The organism is Paucibacter sp. PLA-PC-4, from assembly GCF_026241155.1.
GTDB lineage: Bacteria > Pseudomonadota > Gammaproteobacteria > Burkholderiales > Burkholderiaceae_C > Roseateles_E.
Map to the genome: position 1 here is coordinate 1 of NZ_JAPFGP010000022.1, position 19,050 is coordinate 19,050.

Here is a 19,050-nt window from a genome sequence, read left to right on the forward strand (position 1 = left end):
CAGCGGGGTGTTCAAGACCGGCGACAACGTCGGCTTCGCGCGGGCAGTGGCCGAGCTGCATGGGTTGGCCGTGCGCGAGCGCGCGGATGGGGTGGAGCTTCTGTCCAAGTAATGGGCCGGCGCGGCAGCCAAGCCGCTGGCAAGCCGCCGTCCGGACAGCGCAGCGTCAAGGCGCTGTGGACCGTCGATCGATCCAAGCATCGATGTCGATCTGACGCCGGGCCAGCGCCCGGTCACCGATACCGCAAGGTCGAGGAAACTGCTTCTTGGTGATCATGCGATAGATTGTGGATCGACCCAGCCCGGTCGCACGAAGGACCAGGGGCAGGCATCTTCGATCTGGCTTGGCTTTTGCCTTCAGGTAGTCGCCGTGGCGGCGCTTGTCGCCTGCGCACCCATGCGAAACGCTGGCTGCGCGCGTCAAGGTCAAACCCCAGCGCATCGGCTTGCATAACGCCAGCTACGCCATCGTGAGCCTTTTGCGGGCGCACAGCCTGGGATCCGCAGGCAGCTTGCCCAAGCACATGGCGGCCGTGCTGGAGCTGTCTCGCACTTTGTGCTGCCGACTCGCCGCGCCGACTGGAGTTTCCCCTGAGTCGTCATGAACCGCGCGCAAGTTCCCAACGAAAAAAATGCCAGTCAGCGTTAGCTGACTGGCATTGGGCCTGCGGGCCACCTTGTCTGTTTATGCCCGCCCGGCTTCAGGCTTCGCGGCGCAGAGCAGGGAAGAGGATGATGTCGCGGATGCTGGGGCTGTCGGTGATCAGCATCATCAGCCGGTCAATGCCGATGCCGCAGCCGCCGGTCGGTGGCATGCCGTACTCCAGCGCGCGGATGAAGTCAGCGTCGAAGAACATGGCTTCTTCGTCGCCGGCGTCCTTGTTGGCCACCTGGGCCTGGAAGCGGGCGGCCTGGTCCTCGGCATCATTGAGCTCCGAGAAACCGTTGGCGTATTCGCGGCCGGTGATGAAGAGCTCGAAGCGCTCGGTGATGGCCGGGTTGGTGTCGGAGGCGCGGGCCAGCGGCGAGACCTCGACCGGGTAGTCGATGATGAAGGTTGGCTGCCAGAGTTTTTCTTCGACCACCGCTTCAAACATGCCGAACTGCAGCTCGGGCAGCTTCCAGTGCTTCGGGGCTTCCTCGCCGTGCTTCTTCAGCTCGGCGCGCAGCACTTCGGCGTCGTCGGCCTGCTCGGCGGTCAGGCCGGCGTGCGCGATCAGCGAGTCGCGCACCGAGAGGCGGGCGAAGGGCTCGTCCAGCGCGACGGGCTTGCCCGCATAGCTGATCGCGGCGCTGCCGGTGGCGGCGATGGCCGCATGGCGCAGCACGTTCTCGGTGAAGTCCATCAGATCATGGTGCGTCCAGTAGGCCGCATAGAACTCCATCATCGTGAACTCGGGGTTGTGGCGCACCGAGATGCCTTCGTTGCGGAAGTTGCGGTTGATCTCAAACACGCGCTCAAAACCGCCCACCACCAGGCGCTTGAGATACAGCTCGGGCGCGATGCGCAGGAACATCTCCTGGTCAAGCGCGTTGTGATGGGTGATGAAGGGCTTGGCATTGGCGCCACCGGGGATCGGGTGCAGCATCGGCGTCTCGACCTCCAGGAAGCCGTTGTCCACCATGAAGCTGCGGATCGACGACACCGCCTTGGAGCGGGCGACGAAGCGCGTGCGAGCAGCCTCGTCCGTGATCAGATCGACATAGCGCTGGCGGTACTTCTGCTCCTGGTCGGCCATGCCGTGAAACTTGTCCGGCAGCGGGCGCAGGCTCTTGGTCAGCAGGCGCAAATTCGTGACGCGCACCGACAGCTCGCCGGTTTTAGTCTTGAACAGCGTACCCTCGGCGCCGACGATGTCACCCATGTCCAGGTGCTTGAAGTCGGCGTAGGCCTCCTCGCCGATACCGTCCTTGGTAACGAAGAGCTGGATGCGGCCGGTGGCGTCTTGCAAGGTGCCAAAGCTCGCCTTGCCCATCACGCGTTTGAGCATCAGTCGGCCGGCGACGCTAACGGCCACGGCCTGTGGCTCCAGCGTCTCGTTGTCCAGCTCGCCGTACCGGGTCGAGAGGGGGAGCGCCCGGTGCTGGGGCTTGAAATCGTTGGGGAAGGGGACCGCAGTCTTGGCCCGGATGGCAGCGAGCTTCTCGCGGCGCTCGGTGATGAGCTGGTTTTCGTCGGCAGCGGCGGGCGCGGTGTGCGGCGTGGCGGGGGTGTGCTGGGTCATCGTCAACTCGTTGAATTTGCTGCGATTTTAGGGCTTGCGCGGGAGCGCCCCCGTAGAATCCGAGTTTCGCCCGATTCTGGCCATTCATGCCGCCCAGCCTGCCCATCCTCGACCGCAAGATCCGCTTCGCCCTGGTGGGCTGTGGCCGCATCGCCAAGAACCATATCGAGGCCTTGGCCATGCACGCGCAGCGCGCCGAGATCGTCGCGGTCTGCGACACCCGACCCCAGGCGCTTGAGGCGGCAGTGGCCACCACCGGCGCAGCAGGGTTCGCGTCACTGGATGCGCTGCTGGCGGGTTCGGATGCAGACATCGTCGTGCTGGCCACCCCGAGCGGCCTGCACCCGCAGCAGGCCATTTGCGTGGCTGGCGCGGGCCGTCACGTGCTCAGCGAGAAGCCGATGGCCACCAAGTTTGACGAGGGCATGGCGATGGTGCGGGCCTGCCGCGATGCCGGGGTCAAGCTGTTCGTGGTCAAGCAGAACCGGCTCAACGCTACGGTGCAACTGGTCAAGCAGGCGATAGCCCAGGGTCGCTTCGGGCGCATCTTCCTGAGCACCGTCAATGTGTTCTGGACCCGTCCGCAAAGCTACTACGACGCCGCACCCTGGCGCGGTCGCTGGGATCTGGACGGCGGCGCGTTCATGAACCAGGCCAGCCACTATGTCGACCTGCTGGACTGGCTGGTCGGCCCGGTCGACAGCGTCCACGCCTATACCGCCACCCTGGACCGCGATATCGAGGCCGAGGACACCGGCGTGATGAGCGTGCGCCTGCGCCATGGCGGCCTGGGCTCGATCAATGTCACGATGTTGACCTACCCGCAGAACCTCGAGGGCTCGATCACGATCCTCGGCGAGAAGGGTTCGGTCAAGATCGGCGGTACCGCGGTCAACAAGATCGAGCACTGGCAGTTCGCCGACCAGCGGCCCGAGGACGAGGCGGTGAAGGCCGCGAGCTATCAACTCGGTGACGCAGGCAGTGTCTACGGCCCCGGCCACCCGCTCTACTACGACAATGTCATCAAGACGCTTCGTGGCGAGGCCAGCGCCGAGGTCGATGGCTATGAGGGTCTGCGCTCGCTGGAGATCCTGATCGCCGCCTACCGCTCGGCGCGCGATGGCCAGCGCGTCGGCCTGCCTCTGGTCTTCTGAGTATGAGCTACTGGAAACACGACAGCGCCATCGTCGACGAAGGCGCGCAGCTGGGCGAGGGCAGCAAGGTTTGGCACTTCGCCCATGTCAGCACAGGCGCGCGCATCGGCGCCGGCTGCTCACTGGGGCAGGGCGTCTATGTCGGCAACGATGTGAGCATCGGCGACAACGTCCGCATCCAGAACAACGTCTCGGTCTATGACGCGGTGACCTTGGAGGACGATGTGTTCTGCGGCCCCAGCATGGTATTCACCAATGTCTACAACCCGCGCGCTGCGGTGGCGCGCAAGAACGAGTACCGCAAGACGCTGGTCAAGCGCGGCGCGACCTTGGGCGCCAACTGCACCATCGTCTGCGGCGCGACGATAGGCCGCTATGCCTTTGTCGGCGCCGGTGCCGTGGTGCAGAAAGATGTTGCCGATTTCGCGCTGATGGTGGGTGTGCCGGCACGACGCATTGGCTGGATGAGCCGACATGGCGAGCGCCTGCGCTTTGACGCGGCCGGTCAGGCTGTCTGCCCGGCAACGGGTGAGCAATATCGCCTGGCCAGTGACGAACAAACCGTGGAGCTGATCTCTTGAGCCTGCCCTTCATCGATTTGAAAGCCCAGTACGCGGCGCTCAAACCCAGCATTGATGCCCGCATCCAGCGGGTGCTGGACCATGGCCAGTACATCATGGGCCCCGAGGTCAAGGAGCTGGAAGACAAGCTGGCCGCCTATGTGGGCGTGAAGCACTGCATCACCGTCTCCAGCGGTACCGAGGCCCTGTTGATCGCGCTGATGACCTTGGACCTCAAGCCCGGTGACGAGGTCATCACCACGCCGTTCACCTTTGCCGCAACGGTCGAGGTGATCGCGCTGCTGGGTGCGGTGCCCGTCTATGTAGACATCGAGCCCGACACCTGCAATATCGACGCGCGCCTGATCAAGGCTGCGATCACGCCGAGGACGCGGGCCATCATGCCGGTGAGCCTGTATGGCCAGGTATGCGACATCGACGAGATCAAGGCCGCCGCCGATGGCATCCCGGTGATCGAGGATGCTGCACAGAGCTTCGGTGCGAGCTACAAGGGCCGCAAGAGCTGCGGCCTGTCCACCTTTGGCGCCACCAGCTTCTTTCCCAGCAAGCCGCTGGGCTGCTATGGCGACGGCGGCGCGCTGTTCACCGACGACGACGCGCTGGCGCAGGCCGCGCGCGAGATCCGTGTTCATGGGCAGAGCGCGCGCTACACGCACACGCGGGTAGGGGTCGGCGGCCGCATGGACACGCTGCAGTGTGCGGTGGTGCTGGCCAAGCTGGAGCGTTTTGACTGGGAGATCGAACAGCGCCTGAAGATCGGCGCCCGCTACCAGCAGTTGCTGGCCGATCTGCCCGCTGATTTCGGTGTTCAGCGGCTGGCCGTGCGCGAGGATCGCGACTGCGTTTGGGCCCAGTTCACGCTGCAGCTCGACAACAGGCCCGAGGTGCAGCGCAAGCTCAGCGAAGCCGGCATTCCGACCGCCATCCATTACCCCAAGCCCCTGCATCGTCAGCCGGCCTATGCCCGGCCCGATCTGCATTTTCCTGGTGCCGAGGCCGCCGCCCAGCGGGTCATGAGTCTGCCGATGAGTGCCGATCTGAGCGAGGCGCAGCAGGATGCGGTGCTTGCTGCGCTGCGCCAAGCGCTGACCCGCTGACATGCCGCGTGGCCTGTTGCGGTCCACACTGACCCTGCTGGCGGGCGGTGCGCTGGCGCAGGCCTTGCCGTTGCTGCTAGGCCCCTGGCTGACGCGAATCTACTCACCGACCGAGTTCGGCCAGTTTTCCTTGCTGTGGGCCGTGGCCACCAATCTGGCCGTGGTCGGCTGCGCGCGCTATGAGTTCGCGCTACCGCTGGAGCGCGATGAGGGTGAGGCGGCTCGGCTGATGGGCTTGTGCGCTCGCGTGCTGCTTGCTGTGACGGCCGTGTCGGTGGTGGTCGCCTGGGTGTTGCTGCAATGGCAAGCGCTGGATCTGGCCTGGTTGCTGCCGCTGGCCGTGCTCGCCGGTGGCGCAACGCAGTGGCTGACTTTGTGGGCCACGCGGGCGCAGCGCTTTGAGCTGCTGTCGGTGGCGCGTGTGTTGCAGTATGGCGGCGGCGCGTTATTGCAACTGTTGTTCGGGCTTTTGCAGCTCGGCGCCTTGGGTCTGGTGCTGGGACCGATCGCTGCCGGTTTGGCGACGGCGGCACTGCTGGCGCGCCCGGCGCCCGCCGGGGGATGGGCCGGGCTGTGGCGCGCGACGGCACTGAAGGCCATGGCGGCCAAGCATCGCGCCTTTCCCCTGCTCAACACCCCGCATGCCTTTGCCGGCGCATTACAGGACAGCCTGGCACTGCTGATCATTGTCAGCGCCAGCGGCGAGGCGGCGGCAGGCTACTGGGCACTGGCCTTGCGCTACCTGAAGGCGCCGGCTGGGCTGATCGGCGGGGCCTTGTCGCAGGCGCTCTACCCGCGGCTGGTGCAGGCGCGCGACCCGCAGGAGGCCTTGGCCGTGGTCAGGCGCAGTATGGCGGTGCTGATGGCCCTGGCCTTGCCTCTGATGGGCTTGCTATTGTGGTGGGGGCCCGAGCTGTTCACTTGGCTGTTCGGCGAGCGCTGGGTCGACGCCGGCGCGCTGGCCCAGGCGCTGGCGCCCTATATCGCGCTGCATTTCATTGCCTCGCCGCTGTCGGTCGCCACGATGGCCTGGGGTGCCCAGGCCTGGGCGCTGCGCTTGGCTCTGGTGGGGCAGTTGCTGTTTGTTGCCGGCCTGGCCCTGGGCTTGCATTTGGGCGGGTTGATCGGCGCGGCCTGGGGGGTGTCGGCCGCTATGCTGGCGTATTTCAGCTACTTCTTCTGGGCCCTGGCAAATTGGAAGACCTTCCCCGATGAGAGCCTGGCTTAATCGTTGGCGGCGCCGGGTGTGGCGCGCGCTGTTTTTTCGGATCGTCTTCGGCGAGCGCGGCGCGCCGATGAGCCGCATCGCACCCAGCAGCTGTATCGAAGGCGAGGCGGGCCTGGTGTTGGCCGACCATGTCTTCATCGGCCAGTTCAACTTCATCGATGCGACGGCCGGCCTGACGATCGGCGAGGGCGTGCAGATCACCAACTTCGTCAGCATCGTCACGCACAGCTCGCACCGCGCTATCCGGCTGCTGGGTCGCAGCTACGCGACGCACAGCGGCCCTGTGCCGGGCTATGTCAAGGCACCGATCAGCGTTGGCGCCTACAGCTTCATCGGCCCGCACAGCCTGATCGAGGCCGGCAGCCGCATCGGGCGCGGCGCGGTGGTCTGCGCCTACAGCCAGGTGCGCGGCGAAGTCCCGGACTTTGCCATCATGGCGGGTCAACCGGCGTGCCAGATCGGTGACGTGCGCAAGAGTGACGCCAAGCTGCTGGCCTTGCATCCCGAACTCGCCCCGCATTACCGGGCCTGGGCTGGGGAGTTGCCCAAGTGAAGCTGGTGCTGATCGGCGACGCCCAGAGCCCGCATCTGCTGAAGTGGGCGCGAGCGCTGAGCCCCAGTGTCGAGTTATGGGCAGCGTCCTCGCGTGGTTTCACGCCCGAGTTCGAGGCCTTGCTGCCGGCTGAGCGGCGCCTGGCGCTGCAAACCGACCCTGCTCACGCTGGCGGCAATGTCGGTCTGCTGAAGAAACTGCCGACGCTGGGCAACTGGCTGGCCCGCATCGACGCCGACTGGATCAACGCCCATTACTTGACCTCGCACGGCACCCTGGCCTGGGCCGCCAAGCGCGGCTGGCGACTGCGCGCTCGCATCGCCGGCTCCGCCTGGGGTAGCGACATCCTTGTCACGCCGCAGCAGAGTTGGGCTTATCGTTGGCTGACGCAGCGTGTGCTGCGCGCCTGCACGGTGTGCACCTCCGACTCGCAGTACATGACGGCGCGGATGAGGGAACTCGGTGCACGCGAGGTAATGACTTTTCCCTTCGGTCTGGAGAGCCTGCCCAAGCAGGACGCGCGCAAGGAGCCCTGGCTGTTTTTCGCCAACCGCGGACTGGAGCCGATCTACCGGCCGGAGCGGGTGATCGCGGCCTTTGCCGCGGTGGCGGCGCAGCGTCCCGAAGCGCGGCTGGTGGTGGCCAACGAGGGCTCGCTGAAGTCAGTGTTGCAGCAGCAGGTGAAGACTCTGGGCTTGGCCGATCGGATCGAATTTGTCGGCCGCCTGGCGGCCAAGGCGCAGGCCGGGTTCTATGCCCGCGCCCGCTGGTATCTGAGCCTGCCCCAGAGCGACTCGGTGGCGGTTTCGGTGCTGGAAGCAATGGCCCATGAATGCGTGCCCATCCTGTCGGAGCTGCCGGCCAACCACGAACTGGTCGATGCGAATCGTGGCGTGATCCTGTCGGACGCTGAGATCGCGCAGTTGCCTGCCTTGCTGCAAAACCTCAAGCCCGAGGCTGCCGGCGCGGCCAACCGCGCCTGGGTGGCCCAGCACGGCCTGTTCGCGCCTGCCGTCCAGGGTTTTTTGTCCCGTTTGAAAGAAGAGCTCCCGTCTTGAAGCTGCTGCTGATCAATCATTACGCCGGCTCGCCGCAACACGGCATGGAGTACCGGCCCTTCTATCTGGCGCGCGAGTGGGTGCGTGCCGGCCACCAGGTGCTGGTGCTGGCGGCCTCTCACTCCCATGTGCGCAGCACCCAGCCGCAGGCCGGCGGGCAGACGATAGAGGGCGTGTCCTACTGCTGGTACGAGACGCCGGCCTACCAGGGCAATGGCCTGGGGCGGGTGCGCAATATCTTCTCGTTTTGCCGCCAGGTCTGGGCCGATGCCGATGCGCTGGCCGAGGCGTTTGCACCCGACGCGGTGATCGCCTCCAGTACCTACCCGATGGACATCTGGGTCGCACGCCGCGTGGCCAGGAAGGCGCTCGCCAAGCTGGTTTACGAGGTGCACGATCTGTGGCCGCTGTCGCCGATCGAGCTGTCGGGCATGAGCCCGCGCCACCCGTTCGCACTGCTTTGCCAGAGGGCCGAGAACGATGCCTACCGCGATGCCGATGTCGTCGTGTCTATGCTGCCTAAGGTGCACGGCCATATGGCCACCCATGGGCTGGACCTGAAGAAGCTGCACATCGTGCCCAATGGCATCACGCTGGACGAGTGGACCGGTGAGGGTGAAGCGCTGGATTCTCAGCTGGCCGCGCATCTCGCGGAGCAACGCGCCGCCGGGCGCCTGGTGCTGGGCTATGCCGGCTCGCACGGCCTGCCCAATGCGCTGGACGTGCTCCTGGACGCCGCCAAGTTGCTCAAAGGCCAGCCGATCGCCATCGTGATGGTGGGCGGCGGCCATGAAAAACAGCGCCTGCAGCAGCGCGTGGCCGATGAAGGCCTGGACAATGTGGCGATGTTCGCGCCCATCCCCAAGCGGCAGATCCCAAGCCTGCTGGCCGCATTCGACATCGCCTACATCGGCTGGCAGCGCACGCCGATCTATCGCTTCGGCATTGCGCCGAACAAGCTGATGGATTACATGATGGCCCAGCGAGCGGTGCTGCACTCGGTCGAGGCCGGCAACGACCCGGTAGCCGAGGCCGGAGCCGGGCTGACGGTGCCCCCCGAGGACGCGCAGGCGGTGGCCGAGGGTGTGCGTCGCCTGGCCGCGCTGCCGCCCGAGGAGCGAGCGGCGATGGGCCGACGCGGCCGCGAGTTCGTGCTGGACAACCACACCTATCCGGTCTTGGCCCAACGATTTGTTGAGGCGCTGGCGTGAACAACCCAGAGCTGCGGCAGCGTGAACTCGACGCCATTGCCGAGCGCTATGCGCGGCGCCAGGTGGCGGACCGCTACAGCCTGCTGCGCCCCGAGGTCTGGCAGATGCTGCAAGAGCGCCAGCGCGCACTGTGGCGCGAGCTGGCCCGGCGTCCCGGCACACCGGCCGACTGGCGGCTGACGGAGGTGGGCTGCGGCGCCGGCGGCAATCTGCTGGAGATGCTGCGCCTGGGCTTGGCGCCGGAGCATCTGAGCGGGATCGAGCTGCTGAGCGAGCGCTACGAGGCGGCGCGCCGTCTGCTGCCAGCCACCGTGGCCCTGCATCTGGGCGACGCTTCGCAGGCGCCAATGGCGACCGCCAGCCAGGACCTGGTGCTGCAGTCCACGGTGTTCTCGTCCATCCTGGACGACGGCGTGCAGCAGGGCGTGGCGGATGCGATGTGGCGCTGGCTCAAACCGGGCGGCGCGGTGCTCTGGTACGACTTCATCGTCGACAATCCGCGCAACCGCGATGTGCGCGGCGTGCCGCTACGACGCGTGCGCGGGTTGTTCCCGCAAGGGCGAGTGCAACAGCAGCGGCTCACCCTGGCACCGCCGCTGGCGCGGGCCGTATGCCGGCTGCACCCCGGCGCCTACCGCGTGTTCAATAGCATCCCGTGGCTGCGCACGCATGTGCTGGCCGTGATCGAGAAGCCCCTCGTTCTATAATTCGCATCAGCGCATCAAGTCATCAGATGCGTTCGACGCGGTTTGATGGAGTTCTCGATGCGAACCACACTGGATATTGACGACGACCTCTTGATGGCGGCCAAGGAGTTGGCGCGCCGCGAGGGGTCGAGCGCCGGCGCCGTGATTTCGCGCCTCCTGCGCGCTTCATTGACCGGCGGTGAAGGTAGCGCGGCGGCGCGCGGCATGGCTGCAAAACCTGTTGCAGGCTTTGCGCCCTTCGCGGCCCGACCCGGTGTGGTGACGAGTCTTGAGCAGGTCAACGCTTTGCGCGAGGCCGAAGGTATTTGATGCGGGCCCTGCTTGATGTGAACATGCTGGTGGCATTGCTGGATGCCGGCCATCTGCACCATGGCTTGGCGATGCGCTGGCTGGCCGAACATCAGGACCAGGGCTGGGCTTCCTGTCCGCTGACGCAAAACGGCTGTTTGCGCATCATGTCCTTGCCTGCTTACCCCAACAGCCAGCCCGCGGCCCTGGTGGCTCAGCGCTTGGGCCAGGCGGTGGCCCACGAGGCGCACCAGTTCTGGCCTGACAGCCTCAGCCTGCTAGATGGTGGCCGCCTGAACTGGGACCGGGTGCTGAGTTCGCGCCAGGTGACCGATCTGTACCTGCTGGCCTTGGCCGTCGAGCAGGGTGGGCGCTTGGTGACCCTTGACCAGGGCATAGCCCTTCAAGCGGTGCCCGGTGCGCAGAAGAAGCACCTTTTGATTGTGAGCTGAGAAGCGATTGATATGACGATGAGCGACAACTTCCTGCCCTTCGCCCTGCCCGAGATCGGCGAGGACGAGATCGCCGAGGTGGTCGACACCCTGCGCTCGGGCTGGGTCACGACCGGCCCGAAGGCCCGCCGCTTCGAGCAGGCCTTTGCCGAGTACCTGGGTGAGCCGCAGATCGAGTGCATCGCGGTCAACTCGGCGACCGCCGGTTTGCATCTGGCGCTGGAGGCCTTAGGCATCGGTCCCGGCGACGAGGTCATCACGACGACCCACACCTTCACGGCGACGGCCGAGGTCGTGCGCTATCTGGGTGCCGATGTGGTCCTGGTCGATATCGACCCGAAGACGCTGAACATCGACCCGAAACTGGTTGAGGCTGCGATCACGCCCAAGACCCGTTGCATCATCCCGGTTCACTATGCCGGCCTGGCGGTGGACATGATCGCAATCTTGGACATCGCCCGCAAGCATGGCTTGCGCGTCGTCGAGGACGCGGCGCACGCCCTGCCGACCACCCTGGAGAAGGAGCTGATCGGCACGATGGGCAGCGATGCCACCGTGTTCAGTTTCTACGCCAACAAGACCATGACCACCGGCGAGGGCGGCATGCTTGTGACGCGCAATGCCGAGCTGGCCAAGCGCGCCAAGGTGATGCGCTTGCACGGCATGAACCGCGATGCCTTTGATCGCTTTACCGCCAAAGTGCCGAGCTGGTACTACGAAATCGTCGCGCCCGGCTTCAAGTACAACCTGACCGACATCGCCGCAGCGCTGGGACTGCACCAGCTCAAGCGGATCCCGGCCTTCCAGGCGCGCCGCGAGCTGATCGCACAGGCCTACAACGACGCGTTCGCCGATCTGCCGCTGATCCTGCCGCCACAGGCCGTCGAGGGCGACACGCATTCCTGGCATCTCTATGTGCTGCGCCTGAGCGAGGAGCTGGAGATGGAGCGCGATGTCTTCATCGAGCGCATGTATGCCGCCGGCATCGGTTGCAGCGTGCACTACATTCCGCTGCATCTGCACCCCTACTGGCGCGACCGGTACGGCCTGAGGGCCGAGCAGTTCCCGCATTCGCAAAAGGCCTTCGAGCGCATGGTCAGCATCCCGCTCTACACGGCGATGACGGATGCCGATGTGCAGCGGGTGATACGCACTGTGCGCGAGATCGTGCTGGGCTGACACGTGCTCAAACGGCTGGTCGACATCCTGCTCTCTACGTTGGGCCTGGCATTGCTGGCGCTGCCCTTGCTGGCGATCGCGCTGTGGGTCAAGCTTGACTCTCGGGGGCCGGTGCTGTTTCGCCAGCAGCGGGTGGGGCGTTTCGGCCGGCCCTTCATGATCCACAAATTTCGCACGATGGCCGTGGACGCGCCGGCTCGCGGCCCGCAAATCACCGTCGGTGCTGATCCGCGCATCACCCGCGCGGGCCAGGTCCTGCGCCGCAGCAAGCTCGACGAACTGCCGCAACTCTGGGACGTGCTGCGCGGGGCGATGAGCCTGGTCGGGCCGCGGCCCGAGGTGCCCAAGTATGTGGCGCTGTATCCCGACGAGATGCGCGAGCTGCTGCTGTCGGTGCGACCCGGCATCACCGACCTGGCCTCGCTGCAGTACCGTGACGAGAGCGCCGTGCTGGCGGCAGCCGCCGATCCCGAGCGCGCCTATGTGGAGCAGGTGCTGCCGGCCAAGCTGGCGCTCTCCAGCCGCTATGTACGCGAAGCCACGCTGCTTGGTGATCTGCGCCTGATACTGGCCACCCTGTCAGCGCTGCGGCGCTGAGGTTTGAGAAAGATCCGATGTTCTGGTTGTCGCTTGACGGTTTTTTGACCCGCATCCGCCCATATCGCCAGGGGCTGTCCCTGCTGCTGGATGCGGCTGTGGTCGCGCTGGCCTGGCAGGCGACCTATCTGTTCCGTCTGGGCTTCGAGCGCTGGATCTCGGCGCGACCGAATTACGACCATTGGGTGTTGCTGGGGCTGGTGATGCTCTATGCAGTGGTTCTGTGGGCGTTGCGCGTACCCAAGGGCATGTGGCGTTTCAGCGGCTTTGGCGAGGTCAAACGCCTGGCCTTGGCCTGCGCGGTGGCGGGCGGGATTGCGGCCGTGATCGTGCTGATGGCTCAGCTGAGTAAGGTGCCGCGTGCGGTGCTGGCGCTGCACCCGGTGTTCTGCCTGATTGGCCTGGCGATGATGCGCCTGGGCTACCGCATGCTGTACGAGCATATGCGTGGACGCATCAGCGGCAGCTCGGTCGAATCGCACCGTGTGCTTGTGATGGGCGCAGGGCAGGCTGGTCGCATTCTGGTGGCCGGCATCCAGCACCAGGGCTGGGTGGTAGTCGGCTGGCTCGATGACGATGACGCCAAGCGCGACTCTCGCGTGGCTGGCATCCCGGTGCTGGGCAGTCTTGAAGATGTCGGCCACTTGGCGGCGATGCACGGCATCACCCACCTGATCGTCGCGATGCCCTCGGCTGCCCCAGACAGACGCCGGCGTGCGCTGGATCTGGCAGCAGGCACAGGGCTGCATGTGCTGACCGTGCCCAGCAGCGCCGAGCTGATGCAGGGCAGCAAGGTCGACCAGTTGCGCGATATCGAGCCTGAGGACCTGCTGGGCCGCGAGCCCGTGGTGCTCGATGAGGGAGGCATCAGCGAGTGCATCAACGGCAAGGTCGTGCTTGTCACCGGCGCCGGGGGCTCGATCGGCTCCGAGCTGTGCCGCCAGGTGGCGCGCTACGGCCCAGCCACGATCGTCCTGTATGAACTCAGCGAATTCGCCCTGTACACGATCGAGCAAGAGCTCTCAGAGAAATTCCCCCGCATCCCGCTGGTGCGCCTCGTCGGTGATGTGAAGGACCTGGAGCACCTGCGCTACGTCTTCGGCAAGTACAAGCCGCAGATCGTCTTCCATGCTGCGGCATACAAGCACGTGCCGCTGATGGAGGAGGAAAACGCGCTGGCTTGTTTGCGCAACAACACCCTGGGAACTTATCACGCGACGCTGGCGGCAGCTGAGCATGGAGCCGAGCGATTTGTGCTTATCAGCACCGACAAGGCCGTTAACCCGACCAACGTGATGGGGGCGACCAAGCGCGCGGCCGAGTTGGTGATCAGTCATATGGCTGGTCAGGAGAACAAGACGAAGTTCATGGCGGTGCGCTTCGGCAATGTCCTGGGTTCCAGCGGCAGCGTGATCCCGAAGTTCAAGGAGCAGATTGCCAAAGGCGGCCCCGTCACCGTGACCCATCCCGACATCACCCGCTACTTCATGACCATTCCCGAAGCGGCACGCTTGGTGGTCCAGGCGGCAGCCATCGGAGAGACGGGTCAGGTCTATGTGCTTGACATGGGCGAGCCTGTGCGCATTGTCGACTTGGCACGAGACATGATTCGGCTGTCCGGCCGCAGCCAGCAAGAGATACGCATCGAGTTCAGTGGACTGAGGCCAGGGGAGAAGTTGTACGAGGAACTGCTGGCGGACAGTGATACCAGTGTGCCCACGGCAGTTAGCATGCTGCGGATTGCTAAGCTGAGTGACTTGACTGTGGCGCAGCCTGTGTTGCCCTGGCTTATGGCGGCTGCCAGTGCGGCGTCAGCCAGTAGTCCGCATCCGACAGTGAGGCATGCTCTCCAGAGCCTGCTCAGTGAATTTCGAAGCAGCGGCACGTCGCGGACTTAAGCTCCTGTGCACTAAGTCATCTTGTTGGTGATAGAAGGTGTCGTGAACCTGCAACAAATCCCCTTGTTCCTTCGATCCGGGGCTTGCGCTGCGATTACTATCCGTCTGCCAGTGTTGTGGGAGGCGCAAAAATAAAGTGTTTACCCGCAATATGCATCGGTCCGCTGACCCTGTAACGATTGCTTGCCCTAGAATCCTCGGGCGTGCAATTTGGTACGTGTGATTCGCGAATCATTGAGTTTTTATCCATAACCCTTGTGGAGTTCACCGAATGAAAAAATTTGTGTTTAAGGCGACCGCTCTGGCGATCGGTGCGCTGGTTGGAGGTAGTGCGTTCGCTGCTATTACGCTGTCGGATACGACTGCTGATGCGCGTACCTACGCCACTGAGTTGGTTGCCAGCGGCGACAACCTGTCGGATGCCAACTTGGCTACGACGAGCAAGCTGGGTTTTGGTGTTTCGGCTGCCGCAACGCGTTATGTGCGTTTTGACCTGACCAACGCCAAGTGGAACACTGCCGTGACGCCCGCGCGTCTGGATGCCGGCGTTGCTGCTGCTGGTACGTCGTACACGCCGGATGTGGCCGTTGTTGCCGGCGGCACCACGGCTGACTCGTATGTCATTTTCCAAGTGACTGCGGACGTCAACTATGACCAAGGCGACGCACTGTCGCTGGCTCTGAACACGATTGGTGTCAAGGTCACTAGCACCGCTTCGCCGGTTGCCCTGACCTACGCCATGTTCGAAACGGCTGGTCAGGCTGTTGCTAACGATGCCAATGTCAAGCTGGCTGGTTACAGCGAAACTATCGCCAAGTTCGGCAAGGCACTGAGCTTCGTCGTGACTCCGGGCACGCAAGTCGCTTCGGTCGAGAAGGCTTTCAAGGAATTCACGACTACTGGCACGAACTCTGCTCCTCTGGCCAAGACGGCAAAGCTGGGCAAGGTTGACAACACTGTTGGCACGGCATTCACGGCCGCTGGTGTTGCAGTGGCCAATGCAGACCTGATTGCAGCTGGCACCAAGCTGGTTGTGACTGGTGACTTCGGTGCCAAGGGTTCCGTGTTCCTGGATGGCGACGACAACTGCGCCACCTCGGCAACGGCGGCTACGTTCGCTACTGGCAACACCACGACCGCTAGCATCACTACCGGCGCTGCTGCAGTGCTGGGCAACGTGTGCTACACCGTGACCGGCGACACCGCCGTGCCTGAGCAAGTCGCTTCGGTTGTGTACGACGTGACTGCTGCTGGTGCTTCCACCACGGCCGACACGGCGAGCACGACCCTGGGCACCATCCTGCACGATGGCACGACCCTGCAGGCTCCGTTCGCTACGATCCACCCTGACTACCTGTCGCGCGTGGTTCTGACCAGCACCTACGGTGTTGATGCTGCTGTGTCTGCTTCTGTCATCACTGAAGATGGCATCAGCTGCGCAGCTGGCACGACTTCGTTCACGCTGAAGGCCGGCAAGCAGCTGTTCATCAATACGAAGGACATCTGCCCGTCGCTGAGCACTGGTGTTACCCGCCTGGCTGTCAAGCTGGACGTGGTTGCTCCGAGCTCGTCGATCTCTGGCGTGTACAACGTGATGAACTACAACCAGACGACCGGTGCTACCGACTCGCTGATCTCCTACCCGCTGCTCCGTCCGGGTACGAACTGATCACCGTAAGGTGTGAGGTTTGAAAGGGCGCCGCAAGGCGCCCTTTTTCATTGGCTAACCGGCCGCATCTCGATACTTGCTGAGCTTGCCTACAATGTGTCCGGCGGCATATGCCGTAGACCTCGCCAAAACACAATGCAATTGACTCGAAACTTGTGCCAGTTCCGTCCTTTGGACCGTCCCAAGCGTGGCCTGGGCTTCACTTTGCTGGAAATGCTTGTGGTGCTCGTCATCATTGGGCTTTTGGCCGGCCTGGTTGGCCCTCGCTTGTTTTCAAAAGTTGATCAATCCAAGATCACCGCTGCGAACACACAGGTCAAGATGCTGCGCGGTGCCGTGGAGAGTCTGCGGCTGGATATTGGTCGCTACCCCACGGCAGAGGAGGGATTGGCCTTGTTGGGTAAAGCGCCTGCAGATCCGGCCTTGGCCTCTCGCTGGCGCGGTCCTTATCTTGATGGCGCTTTGCCGGATGATCCCTGGGCTCATCCCTATCAGTACGCTGTGCCAGGTGCGGACAGCCAGCCGTTTGCTCTTTACTCCCTGGGTGCCGACGGCAAGCGCGGTGGCACAGGCGATGCCTCTGATCTGGGCGTGCTGCCGTTGGCTCAATAAGATGAACATGAGGCTAGCAATGCCCCCGAAGATTGCTGGCGGCTTTACGCTTCTTGAGCTGCTCGTAGTGCTCACGATTGCTGCACTAAGTATCGGATTCGCTCTGCCTTCCGCCGTCCGATGGATTGCTGCTGTGCAGGAGCGCGGGTGGCGCGATGACCTGCGCGTGACACTCCAAGGCCTGCCCGTCCGCGCATTTCAACGAGGGGAAGCCTTGGAGCTGGATGAGTCGGCACTGCGCCAACTGCAGCCTGACTTGCCCGCAGATATTGAGCTGACCTTGGATCGCCCCTTGCGGTACAGCGCCGTGGGGGTTGCCTCCGGTGGCAGTCTGAGCTTCCGTGGAAAGGGCTCGTCTCGAGCAGAGCGGTGGCGGATTGAGCCAGTCAGCGGGCGTGTGCTGCCTTGAGGAGTATGCAGGTTCGGCGTGCTTCTGGTTTCGGCTTGCTTGAAGCGTTGGTTGCGCTGACCATCTTGGCTGCGAGCGGCGCTGCGCTGTTCACCTGGTTGAACCAGAGCTTACAAATGGCGTCTCGACTCAAGGTACGTCAGGCCGAAGTTGAGCAGCAGCTATTGGCAGAGAATCTGCTAGCTGACTTGAATCCCTTCGTTGAGCCCAGTGGTGAGCGCACTCTGGGGGGCGTGAAGCTGAGCTGGCAATCACAGATGGTGAGTCCAATGAGGCCGAGTCAGCCAACCAGAGCGACCCAGTCTCCGCGCTGGCGTGTGGGCTTGTACCGAGTTCAGGTGGTGGCTACAAATCTGGATGGGACCATACGCAATCAATTCGCGTACCTGCAGCCAGGCCTTGAACTCTTGGCTCCAGCAACCCAGTCGAGACGTCCTGATGAGCCATAGTCTTGGTGGTGCATGCGGTCGTGCACAGGCTCGCGCCAGCGTGCTTGGGTTCACATTGCTTGAGACCTTGGTGACACTGGTGCTGGTCTCAATCGTTGCTGCGTTGATGTCGCAAGGCCTCTTCCAAGTTGCTCGTATCGAGGTGCTGCTCCAAGGGCAACAACTTGTGGGCCAGATGGAAACACTGCGCCGAATATGGGTTCAGCAATGTCTTGAAGGGCTGATGCCAGGCCTCCAGGAGACGCCTGATCGTTTTCGTGGTGACCAACGTCAGCTGTCGGGTATCAGTTCGCTGGTGCCATTGGCCGACAGCGTGGGGCCAACGCGCCTGCGTATGTTCATTCATTTCAATGATCAGAATGGACGCAGCGAGGTTCGATTGGCGGTTGGTGCCGATGGTGTGGAGTCGGTGGTGTTGATCGATTGGGCTGGTCAGCGCGGTGCTTGGCGCTATATGGACGCCGCGGGCGAGTGGCAGCCTCAGTGGCCCCCAGCCATGGGTGTACAGACCCAAGCGCTGCCTCGACTCATTGCTCTAGACCCAGGGGCAGGGGGGGGCTGGTTGGTAGTGGCACGGCCTTCTGCCTCGGCACAGCCTTTGGGTGGGCGTATCGATCTGGAGAAGCTGCCTTGAATGCGCCCCGCTCATGGGCGTCTCGGCGCAGTCGCCCCGGTGAGGGTGGCTACGTATTGCTTTTTGTCACGGTTGCATTGACTGTTGTTGCTCTTGTCGCGGCCCGCTTCGCACTACGGATCGATGGATTGCGGGAACAAGCCCAGACTTTGCAGGCCTATGCCGACGCGCGACTAGTGGCCAATAGTGCGCGTGCCCAAGCCTTGTACTGGCTGAGCACTCGTCCAATCGGGCATGCTTCTGCCGGCTTTGTTGACGAGCAGCCGCTAGCCTTAGATGGTCGTCGTCTTCGAACCGAGGAGGGCGCGATCGTCCGTGTGCAGGATGAGCGGGGATTACTATCGCTGAATACCTTGGACCGCGACGGCTTGGGCAATGTGCTAATCAGTCTAGGCGCTCGAGCAGATCAGCTCAGCTCCTTGATGGATGTGCTCGAGGACTATGCGGATAGCGACAGCCTGCGCAGGCTCAATGGTGCAGAAGCTCAGGACTATTCGGCGCTTGGGCTGCCGCCGCCGCGCAATGACTGGCTGTTGTCCGTTGACGAGTTGGGCCGTATGCCGATCTGGCAGTCGGAGCCAGCTTTGCGTTCGAAGTTGCTCCCTTGGGTGGGGGTGAGACGTGATAAGTTGTTCAATCCAAACACGGCGCCGCTCGAGTTGCTGAAGAGCATCTGGCCAAAAGTTTCTTTGGAGCAGTGGGGCCTGTTTGAGACTCTGCGAAAGAACTCGCCATTTGTCGATGCAGCGTCGGCTACAGCGGCCACGGGGATCCCCTTCGTTGGCGACCAGCTTCTTTTTCATGGCAGCAACGTTTTGCGCTTGCAAGTTTGGGCTTCTGGGTTGCCGCAAGCGCTTGAGTACAATCTTTTGATTCTTCCGACGGGGGCCGCCGCGCCTTGGCTGATCCGAGAGATTCGCCAGACAGACCGTCTTGACCCAGCCCATGCCACTTCTGCCGTTGCAAGCCCTGTTGCGAAATTTCCGGTCCCAAGCTCGACCGTCGCTGGACCCAGATCGCCTGCCCAACCTACGCCGTGAAGGTCTGAG

General features: G+C 63.8%; 21 protein-coding genes. 19 read left to right on the top strand and 2 right to left on the bottom strand.

All coding sequences use genetic code 11. The annotated features are described in order from the left end of the window. Positions 1-166: 166 nt before the first annotated feature. Together OOZ63_RS29310 and lysS are read right to left on the bottom strand one after the other, a co-directional pair. Entirely contained in the window at positions 167-442 is a 276-nt protein-coding gene (locus OOZ63_RS29310) for an AlpA family phage regulatory protein (RefSeq protein ID WP_416234783.1), read from the bottom strand. Positions 443-701: 259 nt separating this feature from the next. Further along, positions 702-2,225 carry a lysine--tRNA ligase gene (lysS, locus tag OOZ63_RS25025; protein WP_266008380.1) on the bottom strand — a complete coding sequence of 508 codons (1,524 nt, stop codon included), beginning with the start codon at positions 2,223-2,225 and terminating at the stop codon, positions 702-704. 86 nt (positions 2,226-2,311) lie between these two features. Between lysS and OOZ63_RS25030 the strand changes: the two genes are divergently transcribed. From OOZ63_RS25030 to OOZ63_RS25110, 19 genes are all read left to right on the top strand, one after another. After that, positions 2,312-3,379, top strand: coding sequence for a Gfo/Idh/MocA family protein (locus tag OOZ63_RS25030; RefSeq protein WP_266008381.1), 1,068 nt, complete (start codon positions 2,312-2,314; stop codon positions 3,377-3,379). Positions 3,380-3,381: 2 nt separating this feature from the next. Further along, positions 3,382-3,960, top strand: a complete 579-nt coding sequence (locus OOZ63_RS25035; protein ID WP_266008382.1) for an acyltransferase — start codon at positions 3,382-3,384, stop codon at positions 3,958-3,960. A 2-nt stretch (positions 3,961-3,962) separates the two neighbouring features. Next, positions 3,963-5,057 (top strand): DegT/DnrJ/EryC1/StrS family aminotransferase, encoded by a 1,095-nt coding sequence (locus tag OOZ63_RS25040; protein WP_266008449.1) that lies wholly within the window; start codon positions 3,963-3,965, stop codon positions 5,055-5,057. Position 5,058: 1 nt separating this feature from the next. Next, a complete protein-coding gene (locus OOZ63_RS25045; protein WP_266008383.1) occupies positions 5,059-6,285 on the top strand; it encodes a lipopolysaccharide biosynthesis protein in 1,227 nt (408 codons plus the stop codon). Further along, a complete protein-coding gene (locus OOZ63_RS25050; protein WP_266008384.1) occupies positions 6,269-6,838 on the top strand; it encodes an acyltransferase in 570 nt (189 codons plus the stop codon). The genes OOZ63_RS25045 and OOZ63_RS25050 overlap by 17 nt, the downstream gene beginning before the upstream one ends. Continuing rightward, positions 6,835-7,896, top strand: a complete 1,062-nt coding sequence (locus tag OOZ63_RS25055) for a glycosyltransferase (protein WP_266008385.1) — start codon at positions 6,835-6,837, stop codon at positions 7,894-7,896. Before OOZ63_RS25050 ends, OOZ63_RS25055 begins: the two co-directional genes overlap by 4 nt. Continuing rightward, positions 7,893-9,107, top strand: coding sequence for a glycosyltransferase family 4 protein (locus OOZ63_RS25060; RefSeq protein ID WP_266008386.1), 1,215 nt, complete (start codon positions 7,893-7,895; stop codon positions 9,105-9,107). The genes OOZ63_RS25055 and OOZ63_RS25060 overlap by 4 nt, the downstream gene beginning before the upstream one ends. Then, positions 9,104-9,814, top strand: a complete 711-nt coding sequence (locus OOZ63_RS25065; RefSeq protein ID WP_266008387.1) for a class I SAM-dependent methyltransferase — start codon at positions 9,104-9,106, stop codon at positions 9,812-9,814. Before OOZ63_RS25060 ends, OOZ63_RS25065 begins: the two co-directional genes overlap by 4 nt. Positions 9,815-9,871: 57 nt before the next feature. After that, the gene (locus OOZ63_RS25070; protein WP_266008388.1) at positions 9,872-10,123 is read left to right on the top strand and encodes a CopG family transcriptional regulator; all 252 of its coding nucleotides are present in this window, start codon (positions 9,872-9,874) and stop codon (positions 10,121-10,123) included. After that, on the top strand, positions 10,123-10,554 hold the full coding sequence (locus OOZ63_RS25075; RefSeq protein WP_266008389.1) for a TA system VapC family ribonuclease toxin: 432 nt from the start codon (positions 10,123-10,125) through the stop codon (positions 10,552-10,554). Before OOZ63_RS25070 ends, OOZ63_RS25075 begins: the two co-directional genes overlap by 1 nt. A gap of 18 nt (positions 10,555-10,572) precedes the next feature. Further along, entirely contained in the window at positions 10,573-11,733 is a 1,161-nt protein-coding gene (locus OOZ63_RS25080) for a DegT/DnrJ/EryC1/StrS family aminotransferase (RefSeq protein ID WP_266008391.1), read from the top strand. Between the two features lie 3 nt (positions 11,734-11,736). Further along, complete coding sequence (locus OOZ63_RS25085; RefSeq protein WP_266008393.1) at positions 11,737-12,330, top strand: sugar transferase; 594 nt, start codon at positions 11,737-11,739, stop codon at positions 12,328-12,330. Positions 12,331-12,347: 17 nt separating this feature from the next. Continuing rightward, positions 12,348-14,228, top strand: coding sequence for a polysaccharide biosynthesis protein (locus OOZ63_RS25090; RefSeq protein WP_266008394.1), 1,881 nt, complete (start codon positions 12,348-12,350; stop codon positions 14,226-14,228). A 271-nt stretch (positions 14,229-14,499) separates the two neighbouring features. Further along, entirely contained in the window at positions 14,500-15,897 is a 1,398-nt protein-coding gene (locus OOZ63_RS25095; RefSeq protein ID WP_266008396.1) for a hypothetical protein, read from the top strand. Positions 15,898-16,032: 135 nt separating this feature from the next. Next, positions 16,033-16,509, top strand: coding sequence for a type II secretion system major pseudopilin GspG (gspG, locus tag OOZ63_RS25100; protein ID WP_266008397.1), 477 nt, complete (start codon positions 16,033-16,035; stop codon positions 16,507-16,509). Between the two features lie 19 nt (positions 16,510-16,528). Next, positions 16,529-16,918 carry a prepilin-type N-terminal cleavage/methylation domain-containing protein gene (locus OOZ63_RS29315; RefSeq protein WP_416234784.1) on the top strand — a complete coding sequence of 130 codons (390 nt, stop codon included), beginning with the start codon at positions 16,529-16,531 and terminating at the stop codon, positions 16,916-16,918. 5 nt (positions 16,919-16,923) lie between these two features. Next, positions 16,924-17,367 (top strand): PulJ/GspJ family protein, encoded by a 444-nt coding sequence (locus OOZ63_RS29320; RefSeq protein WP_416234785.1) that lies wholly within the window; start codon positions 16,924-16,926, stop codon positions 17,365-17,367. After that, positions 17,357-18,001: a prepilin-type N-terminal cleavage/methylation domain-containing protein gene (locus OOZ63_RS25105; protein ID WP_266008398.1), complete on the top strand. Its 645-nt coding sequence runs from the start codon at positions 17,357-17,359 to the stop codon at positions 17,999-18,001. The genes OOZ63_RS29320 and OOZ63_RS25105 overlap by 11 nt, the downstream gene beginning before the upstream one ends. 56 nt (positions 18,002-18,057) lie before the next feature. Next, complete coding sequence (locus tag OOZ63_RS25110) at positions 18,058-19,041, top strand: general secretion pathway protein GspK (RefSeq protein WP_266008399.1); 984 nt, start codon at positions 18,058-18,060, stop codon at positions 19,039-19,041. Positions 19,042-19,050: the final 9 nt, after the last annotated feature.